The sequence below is a fragment of the Streptomyces parvus genome, from assembly GCF_014648875.1.
Lineage (GTDB): Bacteria > Actinomycetota > Actinomycetes > Streptomycetales > Streptomycetaceae > Streptomyces > Streptomyces parvus.
Genome location: NZ_BMRY01000001.1, coordinates 865,566 through 883,067, shown reverse-complemented (window position 1 = coordinate 883,067; position 17,502 = coordinate 865,566). Strand labels below are relative to the sequence as shown.

Annotated in this window: 16 protein-coding genes; 8 read left to right on the top strand and 8 right to left on the bottom strand. The window is 70.8% G+C overall.

Annotation, left to right across the window (positions count from 1 at the left end; all coding sequences use genetic code 11):
- Positions 1-89: 89 nt before the first annotated feature.
- On the top strand, positions 90-1,046 hold the full coding sequence (locus IE140_RS03825) for a polysaccharide deacetylase family protein (protein WP_150194752.1): 957 nt from the start codon (positions 90-92) through the stop codon (positions 1,044-1,046).
- 36 nt (positions 1,047-1,082) lie between these two features.
- Here IE140_RS03825 and IE140_RS03820 read toward each other — a convergent pair whose 3' ends face one another.
- Complete coding sequence (locus IE140_RS03820) at positions 1,083-1,580, bottom strand: DUF6234 family protein (protein WP_150194754.1); 498 nt, start codon at positions 1,578-1,580, stop codon at positions 1,083-1,085.
- Between the two features lie 279 nt (positions 1,581-1,859).
- Between IE140_RS03820 and groES the strand changes: the two genes are divergently transcribed.
- Together groES and groL are read left to right on the top strand one after the other, a co-directional pair.
- Positions 1,860-2,168 carry a co-chaperone GroES gene (groES, locus tag IE140_RS03815; protein ID WP_003966899.1) on the top strand — a complete coding sequence of 103 codons (309 nt, stop codon included), beginning with the start codon at positions 1,860-1,862 and terminating at the stop codon, positions 2,166-2,168.
- A 97-nt stretch (positions 2,169-2,265) separates the two neighbouring features.
- A complete protein-coding gene (gene groL, locus IE140_RS03810) occupies positions 2,266-3,891 on the top strand; it encodes a chaperonin GroEL (RefSeq protein ID WP_006126942.1) in 1,626 nt (541 codons plus the stop codon).
- Positions 3,892-4,132: 241 nt separating this feature from the next.
- On the opposite strand, the gene IE140_RS03805 is transcribed toward groL, so the two are convergent.
- The 4 genes from IE140_RS03805 to IE140_RS03790 form a co-directional block, all read right to left on the bottom strand.
- The gene (locus tag IE140_RS03805) at positions 4,133-4,906 is read right to left on the bottom strand and encodes an SDR family NAD(P)-dependent oxidoreductase (protein ID WP_093440480.1); all 774 of its coding nucleotides are present in this window, start codon (positions 4,904-4,906) and stop codon (positions 4,133-4,135) included.
- Entirely contained in the window at positions 4,903-6,510 is a 1,608-nt protein-coding gene (locus tag IE140_RS03800; RefSeq protein WP_229826677.1) for a multicopper oxidase family protein, read from the bottom strand. Before IE140_RS03800 ends, IE140_RS03805 begins: the two co-directional genes overlap by 4 nt.
- A gap of 120 nt (positions 6,511-6,630) precedes the next feature.
- Complete coding sequence (locus IE140_RS03795) at positions 6,631-8,229, bottom strand: outer membrane protein assembly factor BamB family protein (RefSeq protein ID WP_150194756.1); 1,599 nt, start codon at positions 8,227-8,229, stop codon at positions 6,631-6,633.
- Between the two features lie 169 nt (positions 8,230-8,398).
- Complete coding sequence (locus IE140_RS03790) at positions 8,399-9,067, bottom strand: MOSC domain-containing protein (RefSeq protein WP_150194758.1); 669 nt, start codon at positions 9,065-9,067, stop codon at positions 8,399-8,401.
- Positions 9,068-9,147: 80 nt separating this feature from the next.
- On the opposite strand from IE140_RS03790, the gene IE140_RS03785 reads away from it, so the two are divergent.
- Positions 9,148-10,038, top strand: coding sequence for a LysR family transcriptional regulator (locus IE140_RS03785; protein ID WP_150194761.1), 891 nt, complete (start codon positions 9,148-9,150; stop codon positions 10,036-10,038).
- A gap of 109 nt (positions 10,039-10,147) precedes the next feature.
- On the opposite strand, the gene IE140_RS03780 is transcribed toward IE140_RS03785, so the two are convergent.
- Positions 10,148-10,489, bottom strand: a complete 342-nt coding sequence (locus IE140_RS03780) for a WhiB family transcriptional regulator (RefSeq protein WP_006126953.1) — start codon at positions 10,487-10,489, stop codon at positions 10,148-10,150.
- 453 nt (positions 10,490-10,942) lie between these two features.
- Here IE140_RS03780 and IE140_RS03775 point away from each other — a divergent pair, with 453 nt between their 5' ends.
- The 4 genes from IE140_RS03775 to IE140_RS03760 all read left to right on the top strand — a co-directional run bounded on the left by IE140_RS03775 (position 10,943) and on the right by IE140_RS03760 (position 15,292).
- Positions 10,943-11,554 (top strand): response regulator transcription factor, encoded by a 612-nt coding sequence (locus IE140_RS03775; RefSeq protein ID WP_003948568.1) that lies wholly within the window; start codon positions 10,943-10,945, stop codon positions 11,552-11,554.
- Between the two features lie 280 nt (positions 11,555-11,834).
- Complete coding sequence (locus IE140_RS03770) at positions 11,835-12,410, top strand: sigma-70 family RNA polymerase sigma factor (protein ID WP_006126954.1); 576 nt, start codon at positions 11,835-11,837, stop codon at positions 12,408-12,410.
- A gap of 138 nt (positions 12,411-12,548) precedes the next feature.
- Positions 12,549-14,051: an IMP dehydrogenase gene (gene guaB, locus IE140_RS03765; RefSeq protein WP_010058710.1), complete on the top strand. Its 1,503-nt coding sequence runs from the start codon at positions 12,549-12,551 to the stop codon at positions 14,049-14,051.
- Between the two features lie 116 nt (positions 14,052-14,167).
- Positions 14,168-15,292, top strand: coding sequence for a GuaB3 family IMP dehydrogenase-related protein (locus tag IE140_RS03760; protein ID WP_010058709.1), 1,125 nt, complete (start codon positions 14,168-14,170; stop codon positions 15,290-15,292).
- A gap of 77 nt (positions 15,293-15,369) precedes the next feature.
- Here the strand turns inward: IE140_RS03760 and IE140_RS03755 are convergent, their stop codons facing one another.
- Positions 15,370-15,999, bottom strand: a complete 630-nt coding sequence (locus IE140_RS03755) for a hypothetical protein (RefSeq protein WP_229826676.1) — start codon at positions 15,997-15,999, stop codon at positions 15,370-15,372.
- 144 nt (positions 16,000-16,143) lie between these two features.
- Positions 16,144-17,406 (bottom strand): nucleotide sugar dehydrogenase, encoded by a 1,263-nt coding sequence (locus IE140_RS03750; protein WP_150194763.1) that lies wholly within the window; start codon positions 17,404-17,406, stop codon positions 16,144-16,146.
- Between the last annotated feature and the right edge of the window lie 96 nt (positions 17,407-17,502).

The following is a 17,502-nucleotide window of genomic DNA, read 5'->3' as shown; positions in this document are numbered from 1 at the left end:
GGGTCCCTGTGGGCCGCCCGGGGGACGGCGCCGGTCCGCTCGCGGTGTCGGAAAGGGCGCACGGGCGGCGGCTGGCAGGATGCGGCGCCATGCAGCTAGTACGACAAAACGAAAAATCAGCCGGAAAACGTCACAGGTCGGGCGTCGTCGTGCTGGCGGCCCTGCTGGCCGCCGCCGTCGTCTCCGGATGCGCGGCGGAGACGGGTGATGGCGGCGCGGGGGCTCCCGGTGCACCCGCCAAGACCGTCGCCGGCCGGTCGGGCGACGCGTCCCCGCAGGCCGGGCCCGCCCGGGCCCCGGACACGTACGCCGAGAAGGTCAGGAAGAAGCAGGCCGCGCGAGCCGTCGCGGCGAAGAAGTGGAGGCTCGCCAAGACCCCGCTCGCCGCCCCCGAGCCGCCGAAGGCGAAGCCGTCCATCACCACCCGCAAGGGCTTCGAGGTCCGGAACGACAAGGGGCTGCCGCCGGTCTTCACCACCGTCCCGACCAAAGAGAAGATCGTCTTCCTGACGATGGACGACGGGGCGGAGAAGGACCCCGAGCTGCTGCGGATGATGACCGAACTGGATATCCCGTACAGCGCGTTCGTCAGCGACTACGTCATCAACGACGACTACGGCTACTTCAAGAAGATGCAGCAGCGCGGGGTGACCATCAGCAACCACACCCTCAACCACCGCTACCTGCCCGGCCTCTCCTACGCCGAGCAGAAGCGGGAGATCTGCGGCCAGCAGGAGAAGATCCTCAAGAACTACGGCAAGCGCCCCACCCTCTTCCGCCCGCCCTACGGCAACTACAACCGCGACACCCTCGTCGTCGCCAAGTCCTGCGGGATCACCGCCGTACCCCTGTGGTCCGCCGAGGCCTTCCCCGACCGCATGGAATGGCGGGAGTGGGACCAGGACCTGCACCCCGGCGACATCGTCCTCACCCACTTCCGGGGCAAGGAGGACTGGAAGGGCTCCATGCCCGACATGATCCGCCGCGTCATGAAGACCATCACGGACAAGGGCTACGCGGTGGCGAAGCTGGAGGACTACGTCTGACCCGTGCCGGTCGTACGGACGGCCCCGAATGCGCGCTCAGCGCCCGCTGCGCGCGCATTCGTCGCTGTCGCCCCCGCTGCGGCAGGGCGGGGAGGCGTAGGTGGGGGCCGGAGCCGGGGTCGGTTCCGGAGCCTCCCGGACGCTTTCCTCCACGGCGGTCGCCAGAACCATGACGCCCAGCGCCACCGCGACGACCACCTGTGTCCCGCCGGACCAGTACCACCCGCTGCGCAGCAACTCCGCGGCGACGCAAGCGACCAGGAGGGCGAGGACGGCGAACACGATGACCGGCGTCCAGTCCATGCCCGGGTCCGCGGGCGGTGGCGCGGAGACCTTGCCCCCGGTCGCCTCGTGCGACCGTGCCAGGCCCCGCATCATCAGCCAGATCGCCAGCAGCGCCCCGGCCGCCGCCTCCGCGACCACCAGGACCACGGCCACCAGCGGATCCGCGCAGCCGCCGGGGGCGGACGACGACCGCGCGGCGCTCGCCCGCTCGTCGGGTCGTCCCGGCAGTCGGCTCTCGGGGTGCGTCATCTCCGTACCGTCGTACGGAACGTGAAGCTCCGCCCCGACGTTGTCCTGATGGTGATCCGACGGAGCCCCGATCGAGACGGCGCGAGGGTGGTGAATTGGCACTCCGCTTGACCGAGTGCTAATCGCGGTCATAGTCTCGGGTCTGGCACTCCCCCCTGGAGAGTGCCAGCATCACTCTGCGCGACAGGGACAGGTCCGGCACCCGCGACGACGGATCGGTTCGGTCGCCACCCACAGACTGTTAAACCCCGTGAGATCTCCGAAGGGGGAGACCGGATCGTGTCGACCACCAGCTCCAAGGTTGCGATCAAGCCGCTCGAGGACCGCATTGTGGTCCAGCCGCTCGACGCCGAGCAGACCACGGCTTCCGGCCTGGTCATTCCGGACACCGCGAAGGAGAAGCCCCAGGAGGGCGTCGTCCTCGCCGTGGGCCCGGGCCGCTTCGAGAACGGCGAGCGGCTTCCGCTCGACGTCAAGACCGGCGACGTCGTGCTGTACAGCAAGTACGGCGGCACCGAGGTGAAGTACAACGGCGAGGAGTACCTCGTCCTCTCGGCCCGCGACGTCCTCGCGATCGTCGAGAAGTAATTCACCCACGTTTGCTTGTGTTCTGCGCCCCTGGCCCCCTGCGTAACAACTAGCCGGGCGGCGAGGGGCGCAGTTCATTTTGAGAGGGATACAGCCCATGGCGAAGATTCTGAAGTTCGACGAGGACGCCCGTCGCGCCCTTGAGCGCGGCGTCAACAAGCTTGCCGACACGGTCAAGGTGACGATCGGCCCCAAGGGCCGCAACGTCGTCATCGACAAGAAGTTCGGTGCCCCCACCATCACCAACGACGGTGTCACCATCGCGCGCGAGGTCGAGCTCGACGACCCGTACGAGAACCTCGGTGCCCAGCTCGTCAAGGAGGTGGCGACCAAGACCAACGACGTAGCGGGTGACGGCACCACCACCGCGACCGTCCTGGCTCAGGCGCTCGTCCGCGAGGGTCTGCGCAACGTCGCCGCCGGCGCCTCCCCGGCCGCCCTGAAGAAGGGCATCGACGCCGCCGTCAAGGCCGTCTCCGAGGAGCTCCTCGCGACCGCCCGCCCGATCGACGACAAGGCCGACATCGCCGCCGTCGCCGCGCTCTCCGCGCAGGACCCGCAGGTCGGCGAGCTCATCGCGGACGCGATGGACAAGGTCGGCAAGGACGGTGTCATCACCGTCGAGGAGTCCAACACCTTCGGTCTGGACCTGGAGTTCACCGAGGGCATGGCCTTCGACAAGGGCTACCTGTCCCCGTACATGGTGACCGACCAGGAGCGTATGGAGGCCGTCCTCGACGACCCGTACATCCTGATCCACCAGGGCAAGATCGGCTCCATCCAGGAGCTGCTCCCGCTCCTGGAGAAGGTCATCCAGTCCGGTGGCTCCAAGCCGCTCCTCATCATCGCCGAGGACGTCGAGGGCGAGGCGCTCTCCACCCTCGTCGTCAACAAGATCCGCGGCACCTTCAACGCCGTCGCGGTGAAGGCCCCGGGCTTCGGCGACCGCCGCAAGGCCATGCTCGGCGACATCGCCACCCTCACCGGTGCGACCGTCATCGCCGAGGAGGTCGGCCTCAAGCTCGACCAGGCCGGTCTGGACGTGCTCGGCACCGCCCGCCGCGTCACCGTCTCCAAGGACGACACGACCATCGTCGACGGCGGTGGCAACACCGAGGACGTCAAGGGCCGCGTCAACCAGATCAAGGCCGAGATCGAGTCCACGGACTCCGACTGGGACCGCGAGAAGCTCCAGGAGCGCCTCGCGAAGCTGGCCGGCGGCGTGTGCGTGATCCGTGTCGGCGCCGCCACCGAGGTGGAGCTGAAGGAGAAGAAGCACCGCCTCGAGGACGCCATCTCCGCCACCCGCGCCGCGGTCGAGGAGGGCATCGTCTCCGGCGGTGGCTCCGCCATCGTCCACGCCGTGAAGGTCCTGGAGGGCAACCTCGGCAAGACCGGCGACGAGGCCACCGGTGTCGCGGTCGTCCGCCGCGCCGCCGTCGAGCCGCTGCGCTGGATCGCCGAGAACGCCGGCCTGGAGGGTTACGTCATCACCTCCAAGGTCGCCGACCTCGACAAGGGCCAGGGCTTCAACGCCGCCACCGGCGAGTACGGCGACCTGGTCAAGGCCGGCGTCATCGACCCGGTCAAGGTCACCCGCTCCGCCCTGGAGAACGCCGCGTCCATCGCGTCGCTGCTGCTCACGACCGAGACCCTGGTCGTCGAGAAGCCGGCCGAGGAAGAGGCCGACGCCGGTCACGGCGGCCACGGCCACTCCCACTAGTACCTTCCGGTACGTCGCCGAGGCCCGGTGCCCCCGTCGCGGGGGCACCGGGCCTCGGCCCGTTCTCGCACGGAGACAGCCTGCTGGAGCAGAAATGATCGAACCCTGAGCAACGGGCGACCATTCGATCACAGGGCGGCCGGACGCGGGAGGGGGCGAGCAACTCCCGTACCGCGTATCGCGACCCGAGGCGCGACAGGCCGTCCACCGGGGCACGACGACCCCGAGGCGGACAGACCGCCTACTGCGGACCGTACTTGCGCCCCGTCCGCGAGGTGACCCCGCCGAGCAGCCCCCGCGGCGCGACCTTGACCAGCCCCATCAGCGCCTTGTAGCGCGGGTCGGGGATCGACACCGTCTTCCCCCGGTTCAGATCCGCCAGCGCCGAGGCCACCAGCTTGTCCGCGTCGAGCCACATCCAGTTCGGGATGTTGTCCGTGCCCATCCCGGCCCGCTCGTGGAACTCCGTCCGCACGAACCCGGGGCACAGCGCCATCAGCCGCACCCCCGACCCGGCCAGGTCCCGCGCCGCGCCCTGGGTGAACTGCACGACCCACGACTTCGACGCCCCGTACGTACCGCGCGGCACGAACGCCGCGACGGACGCCACGTTGACGACCCCGCCCCGGCCCCGTTCCCGCATCCCGGCGACCGCCGCCGAGGTCAGCCGCAGGACCGCCTCGCAGTGCACCTTCAGCATCGTCAGCTCATCGGCCATGGACACCTCCAGGAAGCGCCCCTTGTTGCCGAACCCGGCGTTGTTGACCAGCAGATCGATCGGGTGCGTGCGGTCCGCCAGCCGCTTCTCGACCGCCTCGATACCGCCGTCCGTGGACAGATCGGCGCGCAGCACCTCGGCCTCGATGCCGTGCCGGTCGTGCAGCTCCGTGGCCTGCTCGCGCAGCCGCGCGGTGTCCCGGGCCACCAGCACCAGGTTGTGGCCCTGGGCCGCGAGCCGCCGTGCGAACGCGGCTCCGATGCCCGCCGTCGCGCCTGTGATCAGTGCAGTCGTCATACGCGGCACGTTAGGGCATGTCCGGTGGATCTTGACCGGGGCCCCGGCGTCGGTCCTGATCCACCGGACACGCCCCAATGCCCCGCGTGGTCCGGCACCTCACCCGCCCGCTGCCCCTTCTCCACCACCACGAACTGGCCCATCATCCCGTCGTCCTCGTGGGACAGCAGATGGCAGTGGTACATGTACGGGACATCCGGATCGGAGGGGCCGTCGAACCGCAGGGCGATCCGCACGGTCGCGCCCATCGGCACCGCCACCGTGTCCTTACGCCCCCGCAACGCCGGTTCCGGCCGCTTCCCGTTCACGTCCAGCACCCGGAACTGCACGTCGTGCACATGGAAGTTGTGCGTCATGTCGCCGCCGTTGCGCAGCGTCCACACCTCCGTCGTGCCCCGGGTGACCGTCTCGTCGATCCGGTCCATCGCCATGGGCTGCCCGTTGATCCCCGACCTGCGCAGCTCGAAGTGGCGGCTGCGCACCGCGTCGTCGGCGTCCGGCAGCTCAAGACTCCGGTCCGCGGCCGGCCTGCCCGGTACCTCGGGGGAGGGGCGCAGCCGCTCGGCCGCCCGCAACTGGAGTACGTCGAAGGAGTCGTCGCCGCCGTTGAACCGCCGCTCCCAGCCGTTCCCGTCGCGCCACGGGTAGCTGCGCAGCACCGTCCGCTCGCCCGGCCGCATCGTCACGACGACCTCCGCCCGCTCACCCGGCGAGAGCTGCACCCGGTTCATCGACGCGGGCGCCGCCAGCAGCCCGCCGTCCGTCCCCACGAGGTCGAAGGCGCGGTCGTCGTCGAAGCCGAAGGTGTAGATCCGGGCGGTCGACGCGTTCAGCAGACGCAGCCGTACGCGCTCGTCGCCGACCTCGGCGTACGGGTCGAGCGTGCCGTTCACCATCGTCCGCTCGCCCAGGAAGCCGGTGTTGGCCAGGAACCGGTGGCCGTGGTCGAACTTCGCGCCGTCGAAGGTGACGTCCTGCACCATGACCGGCAGATCGTCCACCCCGTACGTCTTCGGCAGCGCGAGCCGCGCGGAGTTCTCGTCGTCGAGCAGGAACATCCCGGCGAGGCCCCGCTGCACGTGCTTCTCCGTCGCCCCGTGCGGATGCGGGTGGTACCAGAGCGTCGAGGCCGGCTGATCGACCTTCCAGTGCGGGGTCCAGGTGGATCCCGCACCGACCATCTGGTGCGGTCCGCCGTCCATCCGGGCGGGCAGGTGCATTCCGTGCCAGTGCACGCTGGACGCCTCGTCGAGGGTGTTGCGCACCCGCACCTTCACCCGCTCGCCGCGCTCGGCCCGCAGGGTCGGGCCCAGATGGTCCCCGTTGAACCCCCACGTCGGCGTCGCCGTCCCGTCCCGGAACTCCGTGCTCCCCGCCTGCATCCGCAGATCGAAGACGCGCGTGCCGTCCTTGTCCACCGTCGAGGGCGCGAGCGGCGGCACCGCCAGCTCGTTGCCGAAGCGGACCTTGCCCACCGTGCTCAGATCGGCGCTCGTCCACAGCCACGCGAACGAGCCGCCGATCCCCGCCGCGAGCACCCCCATCACGACCGTCAGCGTGATCAGAACCCGCTTCAGCCGTCGTCGCCCCCTGGTCTTCTCCATGCTCATCAGCATTCCGAGCCGACCGGCCCCCGGGCATGGGGCAGAGCCCTGAACCGCCCCCGACCGGGCCCCCTACGGCGCGACCGGGGGAGATCCCTCAGTACGGGTCGGGGTGACGGTTCAGGGTGAGGCGGCGAAGGACAGCATGCGGGCCTCGCGGACGGGCTTCTTGTTCTCGTCGCCGCTCATGATCGTCGACGTCAGGACGAGCCGTCCGTCGACGTAGGCCGTGTGCCCCATGAACATCTCGTACTCCCACCGGGCGGTCGCCGCCGGGTGCTTCACGACCTCGGTCTCCGTGCCGGCGCCGCGCGGGCCCATGAGGAAGGTCCGGCCGGGCTCACGCGAGGTCGCCGCCTCGTAGATGCGCATCGACCTGCCGTCCTCGGCGCGCAGCGCGTACAGGTGGCGAAGGTCGTCGGACTTGACGCCCCACAGGAACTTCCCGGTCTTCACGTCGTACGCGCCGACCTGGTCGGTGCCGCCCAGCATGATGAGGCCCTTGTCGACGGAGGCGCCCCGGCAGGGCTGGATGTCGTCCCCGCCCCCGCTTCCGGCACAGTGCTCGAACCCCTTGTCCCGGGCGTCGAAGGTGACGCGGTGCTTGCCCTGGGGGTCCAGGACCGTGATCCGCCAGTCCTTCGCGCTGTCCTCGTTGTTGTAGGTGGTGAAGACGACCGGATCCATGGAGATCAGAGCGCCGAAGCTCCAGCCGGTTTCCGTCCGGTAGCGCCACAGGAGCTTGCCGGTCCGGGGATCGAACTCGCGTAGCCGGCCGTAGTTCCTGCTCCGGTCCATGGAGACCATGCAGTCGGAACTCACCAGCAGCCGGGCGGCGCCGCCCGCCACACCGGTGGGGAAACAGGCCCCCTTCTGCTCGGAGGGAATCTCGTGGAGCCTGCTCCCGTCGTCCATCCGGTAGGTGGTGGCCCGTTGGCCCCGGGCGACGGAGAGGACGTCGCCGCTGATGGCGCTGTAGACGAGGAACGTGTCGTCCTCGTCACCGGGCTCGTCGAGCTTCTTGTGCCACCCCTGCTTCCCGGTCTTCAGATCGATCATCTGCATCTGGTTGCAGAGATTGCTCCGCTCGTTGTCGGGCCTCTCCTTCCGGAAGACCACGACCTTGCCGTCGGGCGTGGGGTTGGCCGGGGTCTCGCACACGGCGGAGGGGAGCGTCACGCTCCAGACCTCGGCGCCGTCCGAGAGCCGGTAGGCCGTCACCTTCCGGTACAGCGCCTGGACGGCGGTGTCGCCGACGATCCACAGGTCGTGGACCTTGTTGATCTGCTTGGGGATGTCGGTCCTGTCGTCGGCGATCCACGCCGACGCCTCGCCCGGCTTCCGCGCCGCCGCGACTTCCTTCGTCGTCGGAATGTGGCTCAACTCCGGGCCGCCCGCCCCTGGCGTACCGGACGGGGACGCCGATCCGGAGGGGCCGGGCGACTCCTTCGCCACGGGCTTCGCGGGCTCGTCCCGTCCCCGGTCGGTGAGGCCGTACACCCCGCCCGCCACGACCACGAGCACCAGCGCGACGACCGCGGCGACGACCGGACCCCGGCCGAAGCGGCGACGCGGGGGTGGCGGCGGTGGCGGTCCCGGAGCCCCGAACCCCTGGTTCCCGAAGCCCTGTCGCGCGCCGCCCCCCGAGGCGTACGGGTTACCGGGAACGGGCTGCTGCGGCGGGCCCGGGGTGTACCAGGGCTGCTGCGGATCGGGCATGGTCTTCCCCCTGAGACGTGCCACTCGGCTCGACGTCTGATTCTCGGGTGCGGGTCACTGGTGGTGGACGCGGGGTCGGCCGATCCAGTTCCCGGCCGACGCCCGTGCTGGACGGCTCGGGTGACACGGCGTCACGCGCCGCCCCCTCCGCGGTCTCCCTGCCCGGCCCTCAGCCCTGCCGTGCCACGTACTCCCGTGCCTTGCGCAGCGCCTCGGGGTGCAGCGCCTCCCCGGCGGCCAGCAGGGAGGGCAGCAGAGTGCGTTCCGTCGTCGACGCCCGGAACTGCAGGGCGGCGGTGATCTCGTGGTCGGGCCGGTGCACGATCTCGACGGGGTCCCCGGCGCGGACCGCGCCCGGTTCGACGACCCGCAGATACGCGCCGGTCACGCCCTCCTGGGTGAACCGCCGCACCCACCCCTTCTCCCCGAGATGCTCGGCGAAGGTCCGGCACGGGATCCGCCCCGAGGTCACCTCCAGCACCAGGTCCGCCCCCACCCGCCAGCGCTCGCCGATCAGCGCACCGCTGACGTCGACGCCCAGCGTCGTGAAGTTCTCGCCGAACGCCCCGTCGGCCAGCTTCCGGCCGCCCAGCTTCCGCTCCCAGGCGTCCAGATCCTCCCGGGCGAAGGCGTACACGGCCTGGTCGCTGCCGCCGTGATGGCGCAGGTCGCACACCGCGTCCCCGGCCAGCCCGCTGCCGCCGACGCCCTTGGGCCCGGGGTCGCGCACCTCCACGGGGCCCTCCACCGGGCGCTTGTCGATGCCGGAGAGGCCGCCCGGGCCTTCGGTCTGTGCGTTGGGCCGGGGACGGCCGATGTTCACGGTCAGCAGCTTCATGCGGTTACGCTAACCGCCCCGCCCCCAAAGAAGCGCATCATTAATTCGCCCCACCTCCAAGAGTTCCTTATGCTGGAGGGGTGATCGAAGCTCGCCACCTCCGTGTCCTGCGCGCCGTGTCCGCCACCGGCTCGTTCTCCGCCGCAGCCCGCGAACTCGGCTGCACCCAGCCCGCCGTCAGCCAGCAGATGAAGGCCCTGGAGGCCTCCGCCGGCACCACGCTGCTGATCCGGACCGGACGCGAGATGCGCCTCACCCAGGCCGGCGAGGCGCTGGTGCGGCACGCCTCCGGAATTCTCGCGGGGCTGACCGCCGCCGAGGAGGAGGTCGCCGCCATCGCCGGACTGCGGGCCGGCCGGGTCCGGCTGGTCTCCTTCCCCAGCGGCAGCTCCACCCTGGTCCCGGGCGCGCTGGCCGCCCTGCGCGCCGAACACCCCGGCACCCGCGTCTCGCTCGTCGAGGCCGAGCCGCCGCGCTCGGTGGACCTGCTGCGCGAGGGCGACTGCGACATCGCGCTGGCGTTCCGTTACGGGGCGGCTGGCGGCGAATGGGACGACCTGGTGGTCCGGCCGCTGCTCACCGACCGGCTGATCGGCCTCCTCCCGGAGGGGCACCGGCTGGCGGGGGCGCCGAGCGTGTCCATCGGCGAGCTGGCCGAGGAGTCCTGGATCGCGGGCTGCCCGCGCTGCCGCCGCCAGCTCGTCGAGGTCTGCGAGGAGTCCGGTTTCGCCCCGCGCATCGACTTCGCCACCGACGACTACCCGGCGGTGATGGGGCTCGTCGGGGCCGGGCTCGGCGTGGCGGTGCTGCCGGAGCTGGCCGTCGAGTCGGTACGCCCCAAGGGGGCCAGGGCCGTGCCGGTCGAGCCCGCCATCGAGCGGGAGATCGTCGCGCTGACCCTGCCGGACCTGGCCCGGGTCCCGGCGGTGGCGGCCACCCTGGACCAGCTGGCGCGGACGGCCGCCCGCTGAGACCGCGCGGGCCGCGACGCCCACCCGGAAGCCCGCCGCGGCCGGTCGCGGGCCGGATGGCTGAAGGTGCCGCAGAAACGTTTCTGCGTGGCTTCGGGGCGTACGGGTGTCAGGTGGCGCCGGAGCCCGGCCCCGCGGCGGGGACCCCCGAGGGCGCCGCGCTGATCAGCCGGGTTCTGGCCCGGCCCATCAGCTCCTCGCGCTCGTCCTCCGTCAGGCCGCCCCACACGCCGTAGGGCTCCCGTACGGCCAGGGCGTGGGCCGCGCACTCGGCCCGCACCGGGCAGCGCATGCACACCTCCTTCGCGGAGGTCTCGCGGGCGCTCCGCGCCGCGCCGCGCTCACCCTCCGGGTGGAAGAACAGGGAGCTGTCCACGCCTCGGCAGGCGGCGAGCAGCTGCCAGTCCCACAGGTCTGCGTTGGGTCCGGGAAGGCGGGAGAAATCTGCCATTGCTTGTCCCCTCGGAGCTGTGCTGCGTCGGAAGCGGCATCCTCGACCGTCCGTGATCGACGGCCTGCTGTGTTCGGACCGTCTCTGATCGGTGTGACCGAAGTCTCGACCGTACATCTACGGTGCTAGTAGATGTAAATATGACTGATTGCGAATCTAGCCACAGACACCCTCGAAAGTGAAGAAAAGCTGCCAAATAGGGCACGCCAGGGAGTGAAGATCCGGTTGACGGGTGAATCACCCGCGCCGTTCTCCTCCGTATCCGGGCCTTCACGTAGAGTGCCGAACCCGGTCGCACGACCCGTAACTCTTTCGAGTGACCGTCGTTAAGGGAACGGATGCGGTTGACGGATATCCGGCTCGGGCGCATGTCCGAGGGGGTCAACCGCACAGGTGACGACTTGTACCAGCCTGGAGGCTCAAGGTGACGCGCATCAGCTGCGGAGGACGGTCATGACATCCGTCCTCGTCTGCGACGACTCCCCGCTTGCCCGAGAAGCGCTCCGTCGCGCGGTGGCCACCGTGCCCGGCGTCGAGCGTGTGACGACGGCGGCCAACGGCGAGGAAGTCCTCCGCCGCTGGGGCGCCGATCGTTCGGATCTGATTCTGATGGACGTACGCATGCCCGGTCTGGGGGGTGTGGAGACCGTCCGGCGACTGCTCTCCGCCGACCCCGGGGCCCGGATCATCATGCTGACCGTCGCCGAGGACCTGGACGGTGTCGCGCTCGCGGTCGCCGCCGGGGCCCGCGGCTATCTGCACAAGGACGCCTCGCGCGCCGAACTGCGGGCCACCGTCACCCAGGCGCTGGCCGACCCGACGTGGCGGCTCGCCCCGCGCCGGCTGCGGTCCGCCGAGATGGGGGCGGCCCCCACGCTCACCGCGCGGGAGATCCAGGTGCTCGAAGGCATGAGCCACGGCCGCTCCAACGCGGAGATCGGCCGTGAACTGTTCCTCTCCGAGGACACGGTCAAGACCCACGCCCGTCGCCTGTTCAAGAAGCTCGGGGCCTCGGACCGTGCCCACGCGGTCGCCCTCGGATTCCGCTGGGGCCTGGTCCGCTGACGACACGGCCCGGGCCGCGCCCCGTCCGCAGACCGGCGGGCGGGGACACGGAGCGGGCCACCGGCTCCACACCCCGTATCCGGGCGCCCGCCCAGCGGTGCCATGTGACGCTTCCCGGCCGATGACGCATCCTTGAGTCGTGGAGTTCCTCGGGAACGATTCGGTCGAGCGGAAGGGGAGGGCGCAGGACATGACATCCGGCGCACCCGCTCATAACGCTTCGGTGCACAACTCCGGAGGCGGTGCAGCGGACCGAGTGGCATCAGGGCACCATGGTTCGATGCGCGATGACGAGACCACGGTGATCGGTGCCCTCGTGCACCGCGCCGTCGACGGAGACGCGCAGGCCACCCACGATCTGCTGGCCCACGTCCACCCCCTCGCCCTGCGCTACTGCCGCTCCCGGCTGAACCGCCTTCCGGGTGATGCTCGCCACTTCGTGGAGGACCTGGCACAGGAGGTCTGCGTCGCGGTGCTGATGGCGCTGCCGCGCTACAAGGACACCGGCAGGCCCTTCGAGGCCTTCGTCTTCGCCATCGCCGGACACAAGGTCGCCGACCTCCAGCGCGCCGCGATGCGCCACCCGGGGTCGACCGCCGTCCCCTCCGACGAGATGCCCGAGCGGCCCGACGACTCCCTCGGCCCGGAGGAGCGCGCCCTGCTCAGCAGCGATGCCGCCTGGGCCAAGAAGCTCCTCGCCAACCTCCCGGAGAGCCAGCGCGAGCTGCTGGTCCTGCGGGTCGCGGTCGGGCTGACCGCCGAGGAGACCGGCCGGATGCTCGGGATGTCGCCGGGCGCGGTCCGGGTCGCCCAGCACCGCGCGCTCAGCAGGCTCCGGGCGCTCGCCGAGCAGTAGCGGCACGGAGGGGCCCGCCGCCGACCGTTTCGTGCGAAGCTCCAGAACAGCTAAGTGATCTTGATCGTGGAATGAGACACCTCTCGGGGCCGTTAGCATGGACATCCGCACCGATCAAGGCCATTTGGGGAAGGTGTCATGACTGCAAACGTCGACGGAGTGCCCGAGAAATTCGCGACGCTCGGGTTGACCTACGACGACGTGCTGCTGCTGCCCGGCGCGTCCGAGGTCCTGCCCAACGCGGTCGACACCTCGACCCTCATCTCGCGCAACGTCCGGGTGAACATCCCCCTGCTGTCGGCCGCCATGGACAAGGTGACCGAGGCGCGCATGGCCATCGCCATGGCCCGTCAGGGCGGCGTCGGCGTGCTGCACCGCAACCTCTCCATCGAGGACCAGGTGAACCAGGTCGACCTGGTCAAGCGGTCCGAGTCCGGCATGGTCACCGACCCGATCACCGTGCACCCCGACGCCACGCTCGCCGAGGCGGACGCGCTCTGCGCGAAGTTCCGCATCAGCGGTGTGCCGGTCACCGACGGCGCGGGCAAGCTGCTCGGCATCGTCACCAACCGCGACATGGCCTTCGAGTCGGACCGTACGCGCCAGGTGCGCGAGGTCATGACGCCGATGCCGCTCGTCACCGGCAAGGTCGGCATCTCCGGCGTCGAGGCCATGGAGCTGCTGCGCCGCCACAAGATCGAGAAGCTGCCGCTGGTCGACGAGGCGGGCCTCCTCAAGGGCCTCATCACGGTCAAGGACTTCAAGAAGGCCGAGCAGTACCCGAACGCCGCCAAGGACGCCGAGGGCCGCCTGCTGGTCGGCGCTGCCGTCGGCGCCAGCCCCGAGGCGCTGGAGCGCGCGCAGGCCCTCGCCTCCGCCGGGGTCGACTTCCTCATCGTCGACACCTCGCACGGCCACAACAGCAACGCCCTCGCCTGGATGGCGAAGATCAAGTCGAGCGTCGGCGTCGATGTCATCGGCGGCAACGTCGCCACCCGCGACGGCGCCCAGGCCCTGATCGACGCCGGTGTCGACGGCGTCAAGGTCGGCGTCGGCCCCGGCTCGATCTGTACGACCCGCGTGGTCGCCGGTATCGGCGTCCCGCAGGTCACCGCGATCTACGAGGCCGCGCTCGCCGCCCGTGCCGCCGGTGTTCCGGTGATCGGCGACGGCGGCCTCCAGTACAGCGGCGACATCGGAAAGGCGCTCGCCGCGGGCGCTGACAGCGTGATGCTGGGCAGCCTGCTCGCGGGTTGCGAGGAGTCCCCGGGCGAGCTGATGTTCATCAACGGCAAGCAGTTCAAGTCGTACCGCGGCATGGGCTCGCTGGGCGCCATGCAGTCCCGTGGCCAGGGCCGGTCCTACTCCAAGGACCGCTACTTCCAGGCCGAGGTCTCCTCGGACGACAAGCTGGTCCCCGAGGGCATCGAGGGCCAGGTGCCCTACCGCGGCCCGCTGGCCAACGTCCTCCACCAGCTCGTCGGCGGCCTCCGTCAGACCATGGGCTACGTCGGGGCCGCGTCCGTCGACCAGATGGAGAGCAAGGGCCGCTTCGTCCGGATCACCTCGGCGGGCCTCAAGGAGAGCCACCCGCACGACATCCAGATGACGGTGGAAGCACCGAACTACAGCCGTAAGTAACGCAGGAAGTAACGCATCACCGCAGGTGAGGGGCGGACCGGAGTTCCCGGTACCGCCCCTCAGGCACGTGTCGGGGATACTGGTCAGCGCAGACGTAGAGGGAAAGGCCACACATCGTGACTGAGATCGAGATCGGGCGCGGCAAGCGCGGCCGCCGGGCTTACGCATTCGACGACATCGCTGTCGTTCCGAGCCGCCGCACCCGGGACCCGAAGGAGGTCTCGATCGCCTGGCAGATCGACGCCTACCGCTTCGAGTTGCCGTTCCTGGCCGCTCCCATGGACTCCGTGGTCTCCCCGCAGACCGCCATCCGGATCGGCGAGATGGGCGGCCTGGGCGTCCTCAACCTGGAAGGGCTCTGGACCCGGCACGCCGACCCGCAGCCGCTGCTCGACGAGATCGCCGAGATGCCCGTCGAGTCCGCGACCCGCCGGCTCCAGGAGATCTACTCCGCGCCGATCCAGGAGGAGCTGATCGGGCAGCGCATCAAGGAGGTGCGCGACTCCGGTGTCGTCACCGCCGCCGCGCTCTCCCCGCAGCGCACCGCCCAGTTCTCCAAGGCGGTCGTGGACGCGGGCGTCGACATCTTCGTCATCCGCGGTACGACGGTCTCCGCCGAGCACGTCTCCGGCGCGGCCGAGCCGCTGAACCTGAAGCAGTTCATCTACGAGCTGGACGTCCCGGTCATCGTCGGCGGCTGCGCCACGTACACCGCCGCCCTGCACCTGATGCGGACCGGCGCGGCCGGTGTCCTCGTCGGCTTCGGCGGAGGCGCCGCGCACACCACGCGCAACGTCTTCGGCATCCAGGTCCCGATGGCCACCGCCGTCGCGGACGTCGCCGGCGCCCGCCGCGACTACATGGACGAGTCCGGCGGCCGGTACGTGCACGTCATCGCCGACGGCGGTGTCGGCTGGTCCGGCGACCTGCCGAAGGCCATCGCCTGTGGCGCCGACGCCGTGATGATGGGCTCCCCGCTGGCTCGTGCCACCGACGCGCCGGGTCGCGGCCGCCACTGGGGCATGGAGGCCGTCCACGAGGACGTGCCGCGCGGCAAGCTGGTCGACCTCGGCTCGGTCGGGACGACGGAGGAGGTCCTCACGGGCCCCTCGCACACCCCGGACGGCTCGATGAACATCTTCGGCGCCCTGCGTCGCGCGATGGCCACCACCGGCTACAGCGACCTCAAGGAGTTCCAGCGCGTCGAGGTGACGGTGGCGGACTCGCAGCACCGCCGCTGACACCCCCCCCGTACCGGAAGGGCCCGGACCGCTCAGCGGTCCGGGCCCTTCCGTATGTCCTGATGTCCTGCCGGGTGTCAGCCGGCCTTCTTCGCCCCACCGACGGCGGCGACCGCGCCGAGGCCGAGGAAGAGGTATGTCATGAAGTCGGCCTCTTCCGACCATGCCTTCGTCACGGTGTCGAAGTGGTCGCCGACGACCTCGGAGAACGGGATCTGCGCCAGGTCGGAGAGGATCATCGAGATGCCGATGAGCTGGCCGAGGTAGACCCCGCCGATCGAGAAGACGGCGGAGGCGGCGATGACCGCCGGGTTGGAGCCGCCGACCTTGCTCGCCGCGAAGCCGACCAGGAAGCCCACGCCGACCGCCGCGTAGCCCACCTCGCGCTCGATGGAGCCCGCGATCACGCCGTACAGGATGCCCGCGACGATCGCCGCGCCGAGCGCGACCGCCACCCCGAGCAGGAGGTTGTCACGGGCCGGGGGAGCCGGGGCGAAGGGCGCGCCGCCGCCGAACGGGGCGCCCTGGCCGGGCTGCTGGCCCGCGAACGGGTTGCCGGTCGGGGCCGGGGGCTGCTGGCCGTACGGGTTGCCGGTCGGGGCGGCGGGGACGGGCTGACCCGGCTGGCCGGCGTAGGGGTTGCCTTCGACGGGCTGACCGCCGAAGGGCTGCTGGGGCTGGTTCGGCGGCTGCACGGGCTGGCTCACGGTGGGACTCCCCCTGGGGCGGCTGCGCACTACTGCGCGGAATACGCACGTGTGTGCGCTCTGTGACGCCGCAGAGTAGCAGCACCCCTTGCTTTCGGTCACTGACTATCTTTCGACGGTCCGTCACCTGGTGAGCCTGCGCGTTCAGAGCCGGTGCGCGGCCCCCGCCGGAGTGGCCCCCCGGGTGTCCAGGAGCAGTTGGGCTTTGACCGCGAGACCCTGGAGGTCGTAGGTGCGGTGCTGCTGGAGCAGTACGGTCAGATCGGCGGCGGCCGCCGCTTCGTACAGCGAGTCGGCGCGCGGGACGGGGCGTTCGCGGACCCGCCAGTCCAGGACGTGCGGGTCGTGGTAGCCGATCTGGGCGCCCATGTCCATCAGCCGGGTGGCGATCTCCCGGGCGGGCGCGGCCTCTTGGTCCGCCGTGTCCGGTTTGTAGGTCACGCCGAGCAGCAGGACGCGTGCGCCCCGGACGGACTTGCCGTGCTCGTTCAGGAGGGTGGCGCAGCGCTGGATGACGTAACGGGGCATCCGGTCGTTGATCTCCTGCGCCAGCGAGACCATCCGCAGCGGGGATCCCGAGGTGCGGCCGCCGTGGGGCGGGCCGCCCGGGTCGACCGGGACACCGTGCCCGCCGACGCCGGGTCCCGGGCGGAAGGGCTGGAAGCCGAACGGCTTGGTCTCGGCGCACCGGATGACGTCCCAGAAGTCGACGCCGAGGTCGTGGCAGAGCACCGCCATCTCGTTGACCAGCGCGATGTTGACGTGCCGGAAGTTGGTCTCCAGGACCTTCGTCATCTCCGCCTCGCGCGGTCCGCGGGCCCGTACGACCTTGTCGGTGAGCCGTCCGTAGAAGGCGGCGGCCGACTCGGTGCAGGCGGGGGTGAGGCCGCCGATGACCTTGGGCGTGTTGGCCAGGGTGCGGGTGCGGTTGCCGGGGTCGAGCCGGCCGGGGGAGCAGGCGAGGTGGAAGTCGCGTCCGGCGACGAGTCCGGAGCCCTCTTCGAGCAGGGGGCGCAGGAAGGTCTCGGTGGTGCCCGGCGGTACGGCGGACTCCAGCAGCACGGTGGTGTGCGGGCGCAGCCGGGAGGCCAGGGCGCGGGCGGCGTCGCCGAGCGCGGTGAGGTCGACGGTGCGGTCGGGGCCGAGCGGGGTGGGGGAGCAGATCACGGCGGTGCGGACCCGGCCCAGCTCGGCGGCGTCGGTGGTGGGCCGGAAGCCGCCCGAGAGCATGCGGCGGACCTCGGAGGCGGTGAGGGCGCCCTCGACAGGGCTCCGGCCGGCTCTCAGCTCCGCGTACGGGCGGGGATCGGGGTCGTAGCCGACGGTGTCGATTCCGGCGGTCACGGCGGCCTGGGCGAGCGGCAGGCCGAGGTGAGCGAGTCCGATGACGGCGAGGTCTGCGGGCATACGGGAAGACCCCCTTAAGTGCGGAGAGCGAAGATCGCAACTGCTGTGGACAGCGCAATGTCAGACTAGGCGTAAATATGACCTATATGTCGCATT